Origin of the sequence: Nitrospira sp. (genome assembly GCA_035968315.1) — a bacterium.
Lineage (GTDB): Bacteria > Nitrospirota > Nitrospiria > Nitrospirales > Nitrospiraceae > Nitrospira_D.
In genome coordinates this window covers 15,377-30,162 of sequence record JAVYIN010000007.1, presented here as the reverse complement: position 1 = coordinate 30,162, position 14,786 = coordinate 15,377, and the positions used below count along the sequence as shown (strand labels likewise).

General features: G+C 60.7%; 16 protein-coding genes. 6 read left to right on the top strand and 10 right to left on the bottom strand.

Annotated elements, in window-relative coordinates:
• Positions 1–4: 4 nt before the first annotated feature.
• A complete protein-coding gene (locus RI101_09920) occupies positions 5–391 on the top strand; it encodes a hypothetical protein (protein ID MEC4890363.1) in 387 nt (128 codons plus the stop codon).
• Positions 392–440: 49 nt separating this feature from the next.
• Here RI101_09920 and corA read toward each other — a convergent pair whose 3' ends face one another.
• Positions 441–1,496 carry a magnesium/cobalt transporter CorA gene (corA, locus tag RI101_09915; protein ID MEC4890362.1) on the bottom strand — a complete coding sequence of 352 codons (1,056 nt, stop codon included), beginning with the start codon at positions 1,494–1,496 and terminating at the stop codon, positions 441–443.
• A 91-nt stretch (positions 1,497–1,587) separates the two neighbouring features.
• On the opposite strand from corA, the gene RI101_09910 reads away from it, so the two are divergent.
• Positions 1,588–2,385 carry a 3'(2'),5'-bisphosphate nucleotidase CysQ gene (locus RI101_09910; protein MEC4890361.1) on the top strand — a complete coding sequence of 266 codons (798 nt, stop codon included), beginning with the start codon at positions 1,588–1,590 and terminating at the stop codon, positions 2,383–2,385.
• Between the two features lie 15 nt (positions 2,386–2,400).
• The gene (locus RI101_09905) at positions 2,401–3,264 is read left to right on the top strand and encodes an NAD(P)-dependent oxidoreductase (GenBank protein MEC4890360.1); all 864 of its coding nucleotides are present in this window, start codon (positions 2,401–2,403) and stop codon (positions 3,262–3,264) included.
• Between the two features lie 24 nt (positions 3,265–3,288).
• On the opposite strand, the gene RI101_09900 is transcribed toward RI101_09905, so the two are convergent.
• The 6 genes from RI101_09900 to RI101_09875 form a co-directional block, all read right to left on the bottom strand.
• The gene (locus RI101_09900; protein ID MEC4890359.1) at positions 3,289–3,750 is read right to left on the bottom strand and encodes a hypothetical protein; all 462 of its coding nucleotides are present in this window, start codon (positions 3,748–3,750) and stop codon (positions 3,289–3,291) included.
• Between the two features lie 29 nt (positions 3,751–3,779).
• Positions 3,780–4,934, bottom strand: a complete 1,155-nt coding sequence (locus RI101_09895; GenBank protein ID MEC4890358.1) for an aminotransferase class I/II-fold pyridoxal phosphate-dependent enzyme — start codon at positions 4,932–4,934, stop codon at positions 3,780–3,782.
• Positions 4,935–5,102: 168 nt separating this feature from the next.
• A complete protein-coding gene (gene msrA / locus RI101_09890; protein MEC4890357.1) occupies positions 5,103–5,720 on the bottom strand; it encodes a peptide-methionine (S)-S-oxide reductase MsrA in 618 nt (205 codons plus the stop codon).
• 139 nt (positions 5,721–5,859) lie between these two features.
• Positions 5,860–6,402, bottom strand: a complete 543-nt coding sequence (locus RI101_09885) for a hypothetical protein (protein MEC4890356.1) — start codon at positions 6,400–6,402, stop codon at positions 5,860–5,862.
• A 26-nt stretch (positions 6,403–6,428) separates the two neighbouring features.
• On the bottom strand, positions 6,429–8,129 hold the full coding sequence (locus RI101_09880) for a hypothetical protein (GenBank protein MEC4890355.1): 1,701 nt from the start codon (positions 8,127–8,129) through the stop codon (positions 6,429–6,431).
• A 152-nt stretch (positions 8,130–8,281) separates the two neighbouring features.
• The gene (locus RI101_09875) at positions 8,282–8,995 is read right to left on the bottom strand and encodes a hypothetical protein (protein ID MEC4890354.1); all 714 of its coding nucleotides are present in this window, start codon (positions 8,993–8,995) and stop codon (positions 8,282–8,284) included.
• A 474-nt stretch (positions 8,996–9,469) separates the two neighbouring features.
• Between RI101_09875 and RI101_09870 the strand changes: the two genes are divergently transcribed.
• The 3 genes from RI101_09870 to RI101_09860 all read left to right on the top strand — a co-directional run bounded on the left by RI101_09870 (position 9,470) and on the right by RI101_09860 (position 11,127).
• The gene (locus RI101_09870; protein ID MEC4890353.1) at positions 9,470–10,315 is read left to right on the top strand and encodes a hypothetical protein; all 846 of its coding nucleotides are present in this window, start codon (positions 9,470–9,472) and stop codon (positions 10,313–10,315) included.
• Positions 10,316–10,498: 183 nt separating this feature from the next.
• Positions 10,499–10,774, top strand: a complete 276-nt coding sequence (locus tag RI101_09865; protein ID MEC4890352.1) for a DUF433 domain-containing protein — start codon at positions 10,499–10,501, stop codon at positions 10,772–10,774.
• Positions 10,771–11,127 (top strand): DUF5615 family PIN-like protein, encoded by a 357-nt coding sequence (locus tag RI101_09860; protein ID MEC4890351.1) that lies wholly within the window; start codon positions 10,771–10,773, stop codon positions 11,125–11,127. The genes RI101_09865 and RI101_09860 overlap by 4 nt, the downstream gene beginning before the upstream one ends.
• 285 nt (positions 11,128–11,412) lie before the next feature.
• Here RI101_09860 and RI101_09855 read toward each other — a convergent pair whose 3' ends face one another.
• From RI101_09855 to RI101_09845, 3 genes are all read right to left on the bottom strand, one after another.
• Positions 11,413–11,892, bottom strand: a complete 480-nt coding sequence (locus RI101_09855; GenBank protein ID MEC4890350.1) for a hypothetical protein — start codon at positions 11,890–11,892, stop codon at positions 11,413–11,415.
• Between the two features lie 81 nt (positions 11,893–11,973).
• Positions 11,974–13,317: a TldD/PmbA family protein gene (locus tag RI101_09850; GenBank protein ID MEC4890349.1), complete on the bottom strand. Its 1,344-nt coding sequence runs from the start codon at positions 13,315–13,317 to the stop codon at positions 11,974–11,976.
• The gene (locus tag RI101_09845; protein MEC4890348.1) at positions 13,314–14,771 is read right to left on the bottom strand and encodes a TldD/PmbA family protein; all 1,458 of its coding nucleotides are present in this window, start codon (positions 14,769–14,771) and stop codon (positions 13,314–13,316) included. Before RI101_09845 ends, RI101_09850 begins: the two co-directional genes overlap by 4 nt.
• Positions 14,772–14,786: the final 15 nt, after the last annotated feature.

Here is a 14,786-nt window from a genome sequence, read left to right as displayed (position 1 = left end):
CGCGATGAACCCGATGGCCGTGCTGGCACCAGTCCTCTGGATCGTCCGGCCGCGCGTGCTCTTCACCCTCGCAGTCTTCGGCCTCTCCGCCTATCTGCTCATCGCGTTCAATTGGAGCTACTCGGACGGGAATCGGGCCGGGTACATTCAGAAATTTTCCCACAAAGGCTGGATCTGTAAAACCTACGAGGGCGAGCTGGCCATGACGACCGTTCCCGGCGTGGCACCGGTGCTCTGGAGCTTCAGCGTGTGGGACCAGCGCGTGGCCGATGAGCTGTCAAAAGTCATGGGCAAACGGGTGATCCTGCACTACAAGGAATACCGCTACCTCCCCGGCACCTGCTTCGGAGACACGGACTATTTCGTGGACCGGGTGGAAGTCCAGGAATAGGCCGTTCCGGGTCCTCAATACGACGCTGGCAGGCTTTTTCAACGGCCTGCTACAACCAGCGCCGCTGGCGAAACGCGATCAACATCCCCGCGGCAATCACTCCCATCGATCCCAGCACCGCCGGATAGCCCCACTGGGACTTCAGCTCCGGCATATATTCGAAGTTCATCCCATAGATACTGGCAATGAAACTCAGGGGCATGAAGATGGTCGTAATGACCGTCAGCACGCGCATGACGGCGTTCAACCGGTAACTGACGCTCGAGAGATAAATATCCAGGCTGGCCGAGACCATCTCGCGCAGGGTTTCGATCGTATCGATGATTTGCACGACATGATCGTACACGTCGCGGAAAAAGACCTTCGTCGGCTCATGCAGGAAGAGGCAGTCCGACCGCGACAGGCCGTTCGTCGCTTCGCGGAGCGGCCAGACGGCGCGGCGCAAGAACAACAGCTGCCGCTTCAGCGCATGAATCTCTTTCAGCGTGTCCGGCTTTGGATCCGCCATCACTTTTTCCTGGAGCGACTCGATTTTCTCCCCGAGCGATTCCAGCACCAGAAAATACTGGTCCACGATCGCATCCACCAGCGCGTAGAGCAGATAGTCGGCGCCGTTCTGGCGCATGCGGCCTTTCCCCCCCCGCAATCGGTCCCGCACCGGCTTGAAGACATCGGTCCCGTTCTCTTGAAACGACAAGACGACATTTCTCCCGATGACGAAGCTCACCTGCTCGACCAGAATGTCCTGCCGGTCGGTCAGCGAGAGCACCTTCATCACGAGGAATAAATAGGTGTCGTAATCGTCCAGCTTGGGCCGCTGATCCGTATTGGCAATATCTTCGAGCAGCAACGGGTGCAATGAAAACTGTTTGCCGAAGGCTTCGAGCAGGTCGAGCTTGTGCACGCCGCCGATATCCACCCAGGTGACCGATTCATCGGACGGCGGCTGCAGTTCCTCGGGCTTCGTAACCGTCCGCTCGTCGCAGCGGGCGCCGGAATAATTGAACGCCGTCATCGCGACGGTCTCGGCCCTCTTCTCGCCGATATGGACGAGGGTGCCCGGAGGCAGGCCGCTTTTTCGGGACCGCTTTTGCACCAGTTTCATCGTGGCTCTGCTTGTACGCAGATTCTCTCAGGAGGTCAAGCGACGGCCCCTGCGGCTTTCAATCCGCCCGTGACCTTGCTACCCTGAGACCATGCCATGGGATCATGAATATCGCGTGCTCACCTCGGCCATACGGGAAGCCGGCGTGGAAGCCTTGCGGTGCGCCACGGATGGATTTGAGGTGTTTACCAAACCGGACCAGTCGCCCGTCACCTCCGCCGACCTGACGGTGAACGCCATCCTGCAAGACCGCCTGCTTGGGCAATTTCCCGCCGACGGCTGGCTGTCGGAAGAATCCCCGGACACCGAGGCCCGGCTGAGCGCCTCACGCGTCTGGGTGATCGATCCGATCGATGGCACCAAAGCGTTTATCCGCCGGGAATCGGAATTCTGCATCTCAGTGGCACTGGTCGAACAATCCCGGCCGGTCCTCGCCGCCATTTTCAATCCCTCCACCGGCGAGCTGTACACCGCCCGGCGCGGACAAGGGCTCCATCTCAACGGAGCGCCGGTGCGCAAGCCAAACGGCCTCACACCCCCGCAGCCGATCGTGGCCCTGGGCCAGGCAGAGATTCACAGCGGCCGCTTCAAGCTGGTGGCGGAACAGTTTGACGCCCGCACCATGCACTCGATTGCCTGGGCCATCGCCCGCGCCGCAAGCGGCGCCATTCACGGCGTAATGACCTTTGAACTGCCACACGAATGGGATGTGGCCGCCGGCGTCCTGATGCTCGAAGAAGCCGGCGGCTCGGCCTGCGACAGCACGGGACAGCCCTTGCAATTCAATCGGCCGACTCCCCGCTTCCAGGGATTTTTCGCCACCGCGAGCGGGTTTCCCGGCAGGCTCATCTCCCAAATCCTCAACTTGCCACAGACCTCATTGATCTGAACTGGATACACTGCCATGCGTGTTGCCGTCATAGGAATGGGATTGCTGGGACGGGCGGTCGCGGAACGGCTGCACGAGATGGGGCATGCGGTTACCATCTACAACCGCACTGCCGCGAAAACGGATCCATTGCGTGCGCGAGGCCTCGCGGTCGCCGCCTCGCCGTCAGCCGCCTTGGCCGCCTCAGACTGCGCCTTGTTGTTCCTTACCGATGCAACGGCCATTCGATCCGTTCTCTTCGATTCCACGCCGCGTGAGGCGCTTCGCAACCGCACCCTGATCCAGATGGGCACGATCAGCGCTGACGAAAGCCTGGCGCTGTTCTCGTCCGTGACAGCAGCCGGGGGGGCGTACTTCGAAGCGCCCGTCTTGGGGAGCCTTGCCGAAGCCAAAGCCGGGAGCCTCATTGTCATGGTCGGCGGCACTCAGGACCAGCTCGACCACTGGAGCCCCGTCTTTCGTTCACTCTCTCCTGCGCCCACCTTGATCGGTCCCGTGGGGCAAGCGGCCACCCTCAAGCTAGCGTTGAATCACTTGATCGCCGCGGAACTGACCGCCTTTGCCGCCAGCCTTGGGCTCATCCAGCGATCGGGGATCTCTGTGGAGCACTTCATGGCGATTCTCAAGTCCAGCGCCTTGTTTGCGCCCGCCTTCGAGAAGAAGCTGCCCCGCTTACTGACACGCCAGTACGACAATCCGAATTTCCCCACAACCCATCTCTTAAAGGATGTGAACCTGTTTACCGGAGAGGCTCGGCGTCGGGGGCTTCCTGTGACCAGCGTGGAGAGTCTTCGCGACGTCCTGAAGGAAACCATCGCGCGCGGATACGGAGAAGCGGATTATTCGGCCTTGTTTGAAACGATGAATCCGAAAGACTAACACTTAGACTTTTTCAACAACCTGCTAGGGGGCGGGAGGGGTGTCGCTCAAACTGGCGTGAGTAGACTTTCGCGTGAGGTGAAACGTGCCCCCCTTTTCGGTGGGCGCCTGGTTGGCGCCGATCCTGGTATACCACCATCGGCCCTCCCCCTCGGTATAGTCCGGTGAGAGTTCCACGGTAAATCCACCCTCGCGATCGTTTTCACGCTGCATCCACAGCCCCTGCCAGCGATGCCCATCGAGGACCTGCGTCTCAAAATGGCCATCCTTCCAGGCGTAGGTCCCATTCCCCTGCTCATCCAGCCGCAGGGTGAGAATGGCGCCATCTTCATATTCCCATTCCCCGGCCAGCAGGCTGCGATCGCCCACGTGGCCGGCCAGCGGGGCTGACACAGCCGGCACCGGCAATGGGTGACGCCCATCGGCCGCCGCGCAAGCCGACAAAAGAGCGGCCACAAGAATCACCGGGATCGTAGGTATTCGCATGTCACACCTCCCTTTCACGATTCCGGCTATCACAGTGTCCCGAACCGCCGGCAGGCTTCGTCGAGATCGGCGTCGGTCTTGGCATAACTAAACCGAAGGAAACGCGATCCTTCCGGGCCTGAGAAAAAGGCTTCGCCGGGAACGCCAGCCACGCCGATTTTATCCAGCAGATACATGGCCCGCTCTTTTCCCGTCTGTCCCGGCAGGCTCGACACATCGGCCAGCACGTAATACGCGCCCTGCGGAATCGACGGCGTCAACCCCGCACGCGTCAGCGCCGCGCAAAACCGATCCCGTTTCTGCTGAAACTCCTGCGCCATCTGGCGATAGAACGATTCCGGCAATGCGGTGATGCCGGCCGCCACCCCCATCTGTAACGGCGCCGGCGCGCAGACATAGAGCAAGTCGTTCATGGCGCCGATGAGATGCGCCCAGCGCTCGGCCGCCACGCTATAGCCGATCCGCCAGCCGGTGATGCTGAAGGTCTTGGAATAACCGCCGATCGTGATCGTCCGCTCAGCCATGTCCGGCAGCGTCGCAAGACTGATGTGTTGGCGGCCGTCATAGAGGAAATACTCATAAATGTCGTCGGTGAAGACAAAGAGATCGTGGGCCTTTGCGACCGCCGCTATTCCTTCCAGCTCCGCGCGCGAGAAGACTTTGCCGGAAGGGTTGCCCGGACTGTTCACGACGATCGCTCTGGTCCGCTCAGTCACCGCCCGCTCGACGTCGGCGAGGGCGAACGTCCAGTCCGGCGCGTGCATCCGCACCGGCACCGGGACCGCTTCGACGGAGAAGAGCGCCGTCGCATGGTACTGATAGTAGGGCTCGAATAGAATCACTTCATCGCCCGGATTCAACAGCGCCGCGCAGGCGCAGTGGAAGGCGCCCGTGGCCCCCGCGCTGACCGTGATGTCCGTTTCAGGATTGGCCCGAAGCCCGTTGTATCGGGCCAGCTTGTCCGCCAGGGCCTGCCGCAGTTCCGCCAGTCCGTCAAACCTCGTATAGGTATTGATCCCGCGATCCATCGCCCGCTTGGCGCCGTCGATCACCGGCGGTGGCACCGGCGTATCGCAGACCCCTTGCGCCAGGTTCAATCCCTTGGCTTTGGTGCAGGCCTGCGTCATGGCCCGAATTTCTGACGGGCCCAGCTGCGCCATCCGTCGATTTCCTGTGCGCTTCATCCTTGTGTCTCCCAAGACAAACTCATTGGGCTCATTTTTCGCAGAGCACCCGCCGAAGGTCAACTATTTGTATATGCCGATCCGGCCCTCTTCAAGATTGATCAGCGGGAACGGCGATGACGCGGGGCCATGACAACAGAGCGGTACGACAATTGGAGCGAACCGGCCTTACGGCTTCCCCCACAGCTCTTCCAGCCGTTGGGCTCGGCCGCAATTATACTTGTAGAATTTATAGCGCACCGGATTCTTCTTGTAGAAGTCCTGATGATAGTCCTCGGCGGGGTAGAACGTCGACGCGGGGCTGATGCGGGTGACGATCGGCGCGGTGAAACGCTGCGACTGTTCGAGGGCCTTCTTTGAGTCCTCGGCGGATTTCTGCTCGTCGGCCGTACCGGGGAAAATTTCCGCGCGATATTGAGTGCCGTGATCGCAAAATTGCGCGTTGGCTGTGAGCGGATCCACGTTATGCCAGAAGACGTCCAGAAGTGTCTGGTAGCTGACCTTGGCCGGATCGTACGTCACCTCGACCGATTCCGCGTGGCCGGTCTTTCCCGCTGAGACTTGCTCGTAGGTTGGATTCGCCACGGTCCCGCCCATATACCCCGAGACGGCTGACATCACCCCCTCGACTTTTTCAAAGGCCTCCTCCATGCACCAAAAACATCCGCCGGCAAAATAGGCTTTGGACTGGGCGGTGGCCGCCAGGGATGAGTCCCAACCCATCCCTCCGGCCATGACCATCATGAGCGCCACACACAGACCGATAACAGCGTTCCGCAGAGTCATACGCTATCCCCCTCTTGGGTCATTGATCGGCCCAGCCTCAGAAATCTTACCACGGACTACGGCCGGCACGGTGAGGTGGATGTGGCCTGGCAATGGGCGGAGAGGAATTGCGATGGGAGACGCACCTTCCAGGCGGAACTTACATCGAGAGTTCGTCATATGCGGGAAGGTCTTCCGAACGTGATCGCCGTTTCCCGACCCCCATCTGTTTCATAATAAGCTCGATCGCTTCCTCCGGAGAAGAGGCGGCGGAGACCAGCCGCTTGCCGAGTTTTCGGAAGAAGGCCACATCGGCGGGAGACGCATCCACGAGGATGACGGGCTTCCCCGCCTTCACCGCCAGCGCCACCTCGGACACCGTTCCCGACCCGCTCAGCCCGCAGGCCACCACGACATGACTCGTCAGCACATTGATATTGTTGCGGCCGCTGCCCATTTCCGTGATGATCGGCACATCGACGTGCCGGGAGACTTTGTCCTTTGCCGTGGGCAAGATCCCGACGGTCAGGCTTCCCCCAACCCGCTTGGCTCCCTCGCAAGCGGCATCCATCACCCCCACATCGCGCCCACCGGTCAGAACGACCCAGCCGCGCCGGGCGATAAATTCCCCCAGCACCCGTGCGTTGTCCAAATCTTTCTTCTTGGCCTTGGCCGGCCCCATCACTCCGACGATAAATTGCATGCTCCTCCTACTCCTAACCGATTCGATCAAAATCGTGATGCCGTCAATATGACATCGGCAGAGGTCCAGACCGACTTGAATTGCTGTTCGACGGTATCGGCCTCGCCGGCTTTCTGTTGCGCGCGCAGGCTCTGCATCAACCCGAACAAGCTCCACCCGTTGGCCGGATTGCGCTTTAGATCCGCCCGATAGACCTGCTCGGCCTCTCCAGGCCGGCCGGCCATCAAGAGAATCGCACCAAGATAGTGGCGCACGGGAATAGGCCAGTAGGGAGGCTCCATATAGGGGAGCGTGTCTTCCAGCTGCACCCCGTCGTGCAGCATCGTGATCGCGTCCTCATACTGCTTTTTACGGGCGGCGATCTCACCCGCCAGCACCCGTTCCGCGATTTTCAGCAGCGTCCGCTCCGTCTTGTCCTCCGGATTCCGGTCGCGCCGGAATTGTTTGACCAGACCGGCCAGCACGGCATGCTCGCCCTCTGCCCCGGGAATCCGGCCGATCGCCGCGTTGGCTAACCCGCGCCCCAGCCGCCACATGCCCTCGTGATACCGCAATCCTTTGGCCGGAACCGGCTCCCGCAGCACGTCGTCCCACCGGCCGAACCGGATGAGCGAGAACAGCGGCGCCGGAAGATAGAATTGCTTCCACGTATCTTTCCGCGCTTCGGATTCGGTAATCGTCCTTGCCAAGTCCTTCGCCACTTTGAGCGCCTCGGCCTGGCGGCCTTCCATGGCGAGCGACGCCCAGAGAAAATGCAGATTGTGCGCGTAGTAGCCATCGGCGTAGTCTCCGGCCGGCTCGCGCCCCAACAGATACGTCTGGTCCACCTGCACCGCATGAACGTTCCGCTCCGCCGCCTCATGATACTTTCCGAGACGGATATAGATATGCGACGGCATGTGCACGAGGTGGCCGGCGCCCGGCATCAAACCAGGCAAGCGCTCGGCACAGGCAAGCGCACGCTCGGGTTTCGTCGACGCTTCCACGGCGTGAATGTAATAGTGGCAGGCTCCCGGATGGTCAGGCGCGCGGGCGAGCACCGTTTCCAGCGTCGAGACGAGTTCCTCCGTTCCCGGATGCGGACGGCCGTCGGCGGTCCACAAATCCCAGGGACGCAGATCCATCAGCGCTTCGGCAAAGAGCGTCCCGGCATCCGGATCGTCGGGCGACTGCTGCCAGAGCCTCCGCATGGCGCCCGCATAGGCCTTATCGAGCGCCGCGCGGGATCCGCCCCTCGCACTGTAGCGTGCGCTCAGAGCCTCGATATACCGCTGCTCCGCCAGGCTGACATGCCCGGCCTGCGCCCGCGCCTGCTGCAACGCTGCCCAGGCGCGCCGCTCATCGGCCTTGGCCATCGTCGCATTGATATTGGGCCCCAAGGCCAGGGCGATGCCCCAATAGGCCATCGCGGCGGTCGAATCGCGGCGGGCTGCTTCCTCAAAAGACCGAATCGCCTCTTCGTGATTGAAGGCATAGAGCCAGCGGAGGCCCTGATCGAAATACTGTTGCGCCGGCTCCGACGTCGTCGTGATCGGATGGTGGAGGGACCCGAGATTGGCATAGCGCGGCACCACATCGGACAAATCGCCGGCGATGGCTCCGGAACAGAGGACCGCCACACACAGCAGCGCACTGAACACCAGACGGCTGGCTCGACTCACCCGGCGCGCGAAGCCGCGCAGGCGGAGCCTGAATCCGGCCGCGATCTGCCGGGAGTCAACCGGCATAGTGGTCACTATTGCAAATGAAAACCGCTCGTTCACGATTCGTCCACAAAACGTTGGGGGTTGTCGCCCACAGGGGCAGGCCAATGCGGCAGAGGATGGCGTCTTACAGGGCAATGGCAGAGGAGGCGGCGCACACACCCTTGTCCGCCGCGTTACAGATTGAGCGCCGGCTTCTGAGCCGTCTTCCGTGAGCCAGACGCGGCCGTCGTAGTCGACTTGGCGCGGGCGACTCTGGGTTTCTTCGGACGGGAAGGTCCCAGCGCCGCTGCCCCAAGAATCGGCATCTGCTGGGTTTCCATTTCCTGGCCCAAATACATCAGCACCTGTTGCTGTGAACCCACCATCGATTTCAATTCTTGCAATTGCGACGACAACCGCGCCACTTCCAGCCGTTGCGCGATAAGTTCGGTGCGCAACGCCGCCACTTCTTCCAAAGACACCGGTTCGGGAACAGGCTCTCCCGGTTCCGGAACCGTGAATGCCACCGTCACTGGCGGTTGCGGCGCCGGAGCTGCCGGCGCATCGAGCGGACCCACGGCTTGTCTATCATCCATTCCGCTGAGCACGAGGTCGAGGGATTCGGAAGACACGGCACTCGGATGTTCTCCAGACACTATCTCATCATCACGCATCGGTTCGTCGGTTTGGGGAATGCCGGCTTCTTCCGTTTTCTTGCCGTTGAAAAATGCCGCCACCGTCTCACCCGCCTGCTGCACCCGCTCGGCCATCCGACGAAGAGATGCCGCCGCCGATTCTTTGACCTGCTCGCCAAACGATCGCTTGTGATTCCGCGCGGCAGACAGCTGTTCCGGCGTGGGAATGCGCGCGATAAGATTGATGGGGGCATCGCTATACCGGCGGGACATGGCAACATCTCCTTGCTGAGCGGCGGACCATCCAGAACGCCGGAGCACCGTGAAGCTGGGAGCAACGATCTGACTGGAGGGACGCGAACCATTCTGTAAGCCCGGGGCTGCGGAAACGAATCCACCGGCTCACTAGGTACTTCTCTACTCCTGACCCGCAGGTGAGTCAATGATTTTTCCAATAGAAACGAAGAAAACCGGATAATATCCTGCCAAGGCCGGAAGCCGAATTTTTAAATCCGGTCGCTCCCCTTACGCTCATACCCAGCCGGTGGTTGAAAAAGACTCCCAGCAGTATGTTTAGGAACCGCGAAATGTGAATAGGGAAACGAGAGGTGGCCCTGAGCTGAAAGGCCGTTTCTTGTTGCCTGTTTACCCCATGTAAATTACAAGTACATCAATGGGTTAGAGGCATCTGCTAGACTGAAGCCTGTTGGGTTCTTTCATCTCGAACGACCGCCCAAGGAGCTTGTTATGATCGTCACCGTTGTGCACGTTGTACTGGGACTCATACTCTCTTGCTGGTCTCTCCCCGCGTGGGCCGGAGCAGAGAGCCAGAAGCTCCTCGTCCAAGAGGTCATGGCCTTATCAGGCCTGCAACAGCAGATTCAGCAGATTCCGCAACAAGTCCTGGCCGGATTCGATCAACAACAGCGGAAACTGCCGGGCGAACAACAGGCCGCCCTCCGTCACGCGCTGGCAACCTCGTTCGATGCCCCCATGCTCGAACAGGCCATCTCGCACAATCTGGAAACCTCCTTGCGCCCGAACGTGCTCACCGCAACCCTCAACTGGCTGAAGTCGGATCTCGGCCGAAAAGTGACGACACTGGAAAACGTGGCCAGCGAGCCCCGGTTCCAGCAGGAATTACCCTCCTTCGCCAAACAGCTGGAAAAAGCCCCGCCGGACAACGACCGCCTCCAACTGATTCGCCGGATCGATCGGGCAGCCAACGGTACGGAACTGCTCTTGGACATTTCAGAGTCGCTCGGACTGGGGGTCGCGGCGGCCTATGAGGAAACCTTGCCCGCCGCCCAGCGATCAGGCCTGGACCATCTCCGCGGCCAGCTCGCCCGCAGCCGCGAAGCTCGGCGGCAGCAAATACAAGCCCATGTATGGGTCAGTCTGCTCCTTACCTACCGCACACTTCTACAGGAAGACCTGCGCCGCTATGTCGAATTCCTTGAAACGGAGGAAGGGCTCGGTTTCTACACACAGGCCAACCTTGCGATCAAGGACGCGCTCGACATCAGTGTCACACGGATCAGCCGAGCGATGATCGACATTCTCAAACCGCCAGCCGGCCGGAAGGCGATCTAGCAGGCGGTCCTCAATAGCTGTCAGCAGCAGATCTGATACGGTGACATGCGACGGGTTTGAACGGGAGAGACGGGCGCGTTCCGATCATCAAGCACGCCAAGCGGCGGCTCAGCGTTCAAATTGACTTCTCAGGACACCTCCAGTAGGCTTGGATTTTAGAATTTCCACGAGTATGGTCGAGTCATGACAACCGCGACAAGCCATCCCTACATTGTCTGTACTGAAGACATTCTTCGGGGGGCTCCCATTGTGAGCGGAACCCGCACCCCCGTGCGAGCGATCGCTGAATTATGGAAGTTCGGCGTCGCGCCGGAAGAAATCATCGGACGGCTGCCTCACCTCACGCTGGCCCAGGTCTTCGACGCGCTCAGCTATTATCAGGAGCACCGTGACGCGATTGACGAAGACATCCGCTGCAATCGCGTCCCAACCGAAAAGATTCATCCCCGTCTCCAGTGACCGAGTCCTCGCTCTTCGTCCGGCTTTACCTCGACGAAGACGTGTCGGTCTTCATTGCGCAACTTCTGCGTCCGCACGGCTTCGAGGTGCTGACCACGCGTGAGGCGAACAATCTTGGAGGCTCCGATGCTGATCAACTGCACTTTGCGGCAGCCCACCGGCACGCGATCCTCACCCACAATCGAGTCGATTTTGAACAATTACACCAAGCCGCCCTTCGCGACCACCGCCAGCATGCAGGTATCCTCATCGCAAACCGCCGCGCTTCGGACTTCGAACTTGCGAGACGGATCATGACCCTGCTCAATACATTCACCGCCGAAGAAGTCGCCAACCAACTCCTGTATCTCTAGAAATCTACGCAAAGAGGTTGGACCGGATCCACATGGCCCATCTGCCGCCTGCGTCAAGCGTCGACTGACCGTGGCGGGATGCAACCTGAGATACGCCGCACTCTCGGCAAACCAATACCCATACTGGAGAAAGGCGCTCCAGATGGGCCAAGCCTGCGCGCCCCCAATTGGTTGCTAACGATTCTCACTGCCATACTGAAGAGTGGGACCCTGTGGCGGATCGCGACCAGTCAGCCCGCCAGACCGAATCCCCATTTTTTAAATTCTTTCTCGCTGCAGTTCTAATCAAAGCCCACATTTTGGGCATTTCACGCCCAGTAGTACCTGCAAGGGAACCTTTAGCGGTGCGACAAGATCCAGAACACTTTCGACGCGGGATCGCTCCAAGTAATCGGGATCACGCTCCATTGCTTGAATTGCATAATCATAAAACTCTGATTGATCCGCTAACTCTTGCTGACTTAATCCCATTTTCTGTCGAAGAGCCTTGATCAACTCATGGCGTGGCAAGCGATACTCCTCCAAATATGCTGCGTTTGCATCACAAAAGGCGCATTGCATAGAAAGTAACTTAAACATCCCTAAGCCAAGCGTTTGTGAAAGCAGCTTGATGCTCCGTAGTTCAACTGCCTTTATTAATTCATCTGCATGCCATTCAATATCGTAGTAAGAATTAAGATTGACTCCGATAGAATCGGCAACCTGCTGAACCGACAAACCCAATTCTTTTCTTCGTGATTCTATAACCTTATTGATATCCATCATGGCTCTCAATGTGACAACAACTGGTCAAGTCCTGCAATCGTATATAGGTGCAACCACCCTCACGGGGGTTTCCGCCACTTCCTAGAACCGCGTCACGCTGGAGAAATGGAACTCCGGCAGGACGACGGCGGGGACCAGCATTTTGCCGGTCTCGGATGTGACCGCTTCCATGGGCGCGGTCCAGGCTTCGACCTGTTGAAAGGCCCGCAGCGGGCTCTCGTGAAAGCGGAAATTCTTCACCGCCGACACGATCTCCCCGTTCTCCACCAAGAAGGTTCCATCGCGCGTCATCCCCGTCAGCGTGAGGTCGGTCGGGTTCACGGTCCGGAGATACCAGAAATTCGTGACCAGGATCGCCCGATCCGTCGATTTGATCAGCTGGGCCAGTGAGCCGGCCGGCGTGCCGTCGAGGGAGAGACAGGGCGCCTCGATCGTCGGAATGACACCGATCTGCTGCGCCTGCGCGGTGAACCGGTCATAAAGGAGCTGTTGCAAGGCTCCGTGGTGAATCCAGCGTGACGCGGAAGAGGGCAATCCGTCGGAGGTAAAACCAACGCCGAGCAGATCAGGATGTCCCGGCGCATTGTCCAGCGAAATCCGCTTGTCGAGGATCCGCCGCTTCAGCTTGCCGGCGAAGGGACTGGTGCCTTTCAGGTAGGACTTGGCCTCCAGCATCCAGATGATCCAGGACCAGAGGCCGGCCACCGCCGCCGGTTCGAGGATCACCCGATAGCGGCCGGGCGCCAATTCCTGCGGATCAGCCCCCTGAATCGCCTTGTGGATCGCGGAGAGTGTGCGCTCCTGCACCTTCAACCGGTCGATGGACCGATGCGCCGATGAGGCCCAGCCGGTGGCATCGCCGGATTGCACCGTGATGCTGAACCGTGCTTCCGTCCGCTCCTCAAACGCCAGGAGCCCTGTCCCCGCCGCCACGCCGACCGAGGCGCGGGCTGAGGAGACAATCCCCGCCGCCGACAGATTTTCCATGCGGCATTGCCCGATCGCTTCATTGGCATATTCCAGACGCACAACCGGACCTGCTTTGATCGTTTCGCCGCGCGCAGCCGGACAGGCACCGTATTCTTGAGGGCCGGCCGGCGGCAGAAATTCCGAGTCTTCGGGAGAGACCCGCGCGAGGGCTTCGGCCCGCTTCACCGTCTCGCGCAACGATCCGGCGGTGAAGTCCGTCGTCGTGGCAGTGCCCTGACGCGCCCCGAATGCGACGGAGACGGCGACGTTTCCCCGGCGGGTGTTCACATTTTGCACGATCTGATTGTTGGCGAAGCGGGTGGTCCCGCCATCCTGATCCTGCAGCGTCACCAGCGTGTGGTCCGCCGTCGAACACTTGAGGACCAGCTCGGCGAGGAACTGAAACTCCTCACGGCTGGTCATCTTGGGCCAGGGTTTGGCGTTAGTGGTCGTCATGAACGCCCCTCCCCCCGTATCACCTGGATGTTCCGAAAGCGGGCGTGCGACGCAGGATGGCTCATCCAACCTGATTGCCCCGGCTGGCCCTTGCCGCAGGTAATGAACCCATAGCGCCGGCGATGCGACCGGTCGGCCACGCCGTCGCAACTATTCCAGAACTCCGGCGTGATGCCGTGGTAGATCACGTCGCGCAGCATGTGGGTGCGCTTCCCGTTCTCGATCAGCCAGAACGCGTCGCCGCCGAACTGGAAGTTGTAGCGCCGTTGATCGATGCTGTAGGAACCGTGGCCTTCGATGTAGATCCCGCGCTTCACATCGGCGATGAGCTGATCGAGCGTGGCCGATCCCGGCTCCAGACCGATGTTCGCAATGCGGACGATGGGGACGCTCCCCCACCCATCGGCGCGGTTGGACCCGCGTGAGCGGGCCTCGCCGATCTTCGGCGCCACTTCGCGATTCGTGCAATACCCGACGAAGATCCCCTCGCGCACGATGTCCCACTTCTGGCAGGCCACCCCGTCATCGTCATAGCCGGTGGCCGCCAGCGTGTCCGGTTCCGTGTTATCCGCCACCAGATTCACCTGCGGCGACCCATACCGGAACGTGCCACGCTTGTCAGTGGTGAGGAAACTGGTGCCTGCGTAGTTCGCCTCGTACCCCAGCGCACGGTCCAACTCGCTGGGATGGCCGCAAGATTCGTGCATGGTGAGAGACAGATGCTCGGGATCGAGCACCAGATCATAGCGGCCCGCCTCGACGGCGGGCGACCGCACCTTCTCAACCGCCTGCCGCGCCACCAGCGGAGCCTGCCGCAGAAAATCGGCTTCTTCGACCAGTTCATAGCCGCGCCGGAGTTGCGGCGTATTGAACGACCGGCTGGCGAACCGCCCGTCGTGGAGGGCCGTCGCGGTGCAGTCGCCGCTGGAGGCGAGCAGGTCGAATTCCACTCTGGTCCGTTCCGTCGAGGCGAAGAGCTTGCGGTCTCGCCGAGTCCAGAGCCCGGCGCTGCTGCGCACCACGCCGGCTTCTTGCTGCAACCGATCCATCGTCGCCAGGAGCAGGCCGGTTTTCTGTTCAAGCGGCACGGTGAACGGGTCGATGCGGACCGGCGTGATAATCCGGTCGCGATGGACCGGCTCTCTGGCCAGGACGACCTTCTCGACGGCGATGGAGGCGGAGCCTTTGGCGATCTCGACCGCCAGGTCGGTGACGCGCGGCACTTCTTCAAGCGAGAGAATGGAGCTGGCCGCGAACCCCCAGGCCCCGTGATACAGGACGCGCACCCCGAATCCGATGTCGTCCTGGTCGCGAATCGAGGCGATGCGGCGATCTTCACCGCGAATGGCTTGCGTCGTGGCCCGTTGTATCCGGATGTCGCCGTACTCGGCGCCCGAGCTTGCCAGACGTTTCAGCGCGAGGTCGGCGAAATCATCCCAGCTGGGAGTCGGCATGCGCTCATCCTGTCA

Coding starts and splice junctions, on each gene's coding strand:
- RI101_09920 (MEC4890363.1), top strand. CDS start 5: ATGAACCCGATGGCCGTGCTGGCACCAGTCCTCTGGATCGTCCGGCCG.
- corA (MEC4890362.1), bottom strand. CDS start 1,496: ATGAAACTGGTGCAAAAGCGGTCCCGAAAAAGCGGCCTGCCTCCGGGC.
- RI101_09910 (MEC4890361.1), top strand. CDS start 1,588: ATGCCATGGGATCATGAATATCGCGTGCTCACCTCGGCCATACGGGAA.
- RI101_09905 (MEC4890360.1), top strand. CDS start 2,401: ATGCGTGTTGCCGTCATAGGAATGGGATTGCTGGGACGGGCGGTCGCG.
- RI101_09900 (MEC4890359.1), bottom strand. CDS start 3,750: ATGCGAATACCTACGATCCCGGTGATTCTTGTGGCCGCTCTTTTGTCG.
- RI101_09895 (MEC4890358.1), bottom strand. CDS start 4,934: ATGAAGCGCACAGGAAATCGACGGATGGCGCAGCTGGGCCCGTCAGAA.
- msrA (MEC4890357.1), bottom strand. CDS start 5,720: ATGACTCTGCGGAACGCTGTTATCGGTCTGTGTGTGGCGCTCATGATG.
- RI101_09885 (MEC4890356.1), bottom strand. CDS start 6,402: ATGCAATTTATCGTCGGAGTGATGGGGCCGGCCAAGGCCAAGAAGAAA.
- RI101_09880 (MEC4890355.1), bottom strand. CDS start 8,129: ATGCCGGTTGACTCCCGGCAGATCGCGGCCGGATTCAGGCTCCGCCTG.
- RI101_09875 (MEC4890354.1), bottom strand. CDS start 8,995: ATGTCCCGCCGGTATAGCGATGCCCCCATCAATCTTATCGCGCGCATT.
- RI101_09870 (MEC4890353.1), top strand. CDS start 9,470: ATGATCGTCACCGTTGTGCACGTTGTACTGGGACTCATACTCTCTTGC.
- RI101_09865 (MEC4890352.1), top strand. CDS start 10,499: ATGACAACCGCGACAAGCCATCCCTACATTGTCTGTACTGAAGACATT.
- RI101_09855 (MEC4890350.1), bottom strand. CDS start 11,892: ATGATGGATATCAATAAGGTTATAGAATCACGAAGAAAAGAATTGGGT.
- RI101_09850 (MEC4890349.1), bottom strand. CDS start 13,317: ATGACGACCACTAACGCCAAACCCTGGCCCAAGATGACCAGCCGTGAG.
- RI101_09845 (MEC4890348.1), bottom strand. CDS start 14,771: ATGCCGACTCCCAGCTGGGATGATTTCGCCGACCTCGCGCTGAAACGT.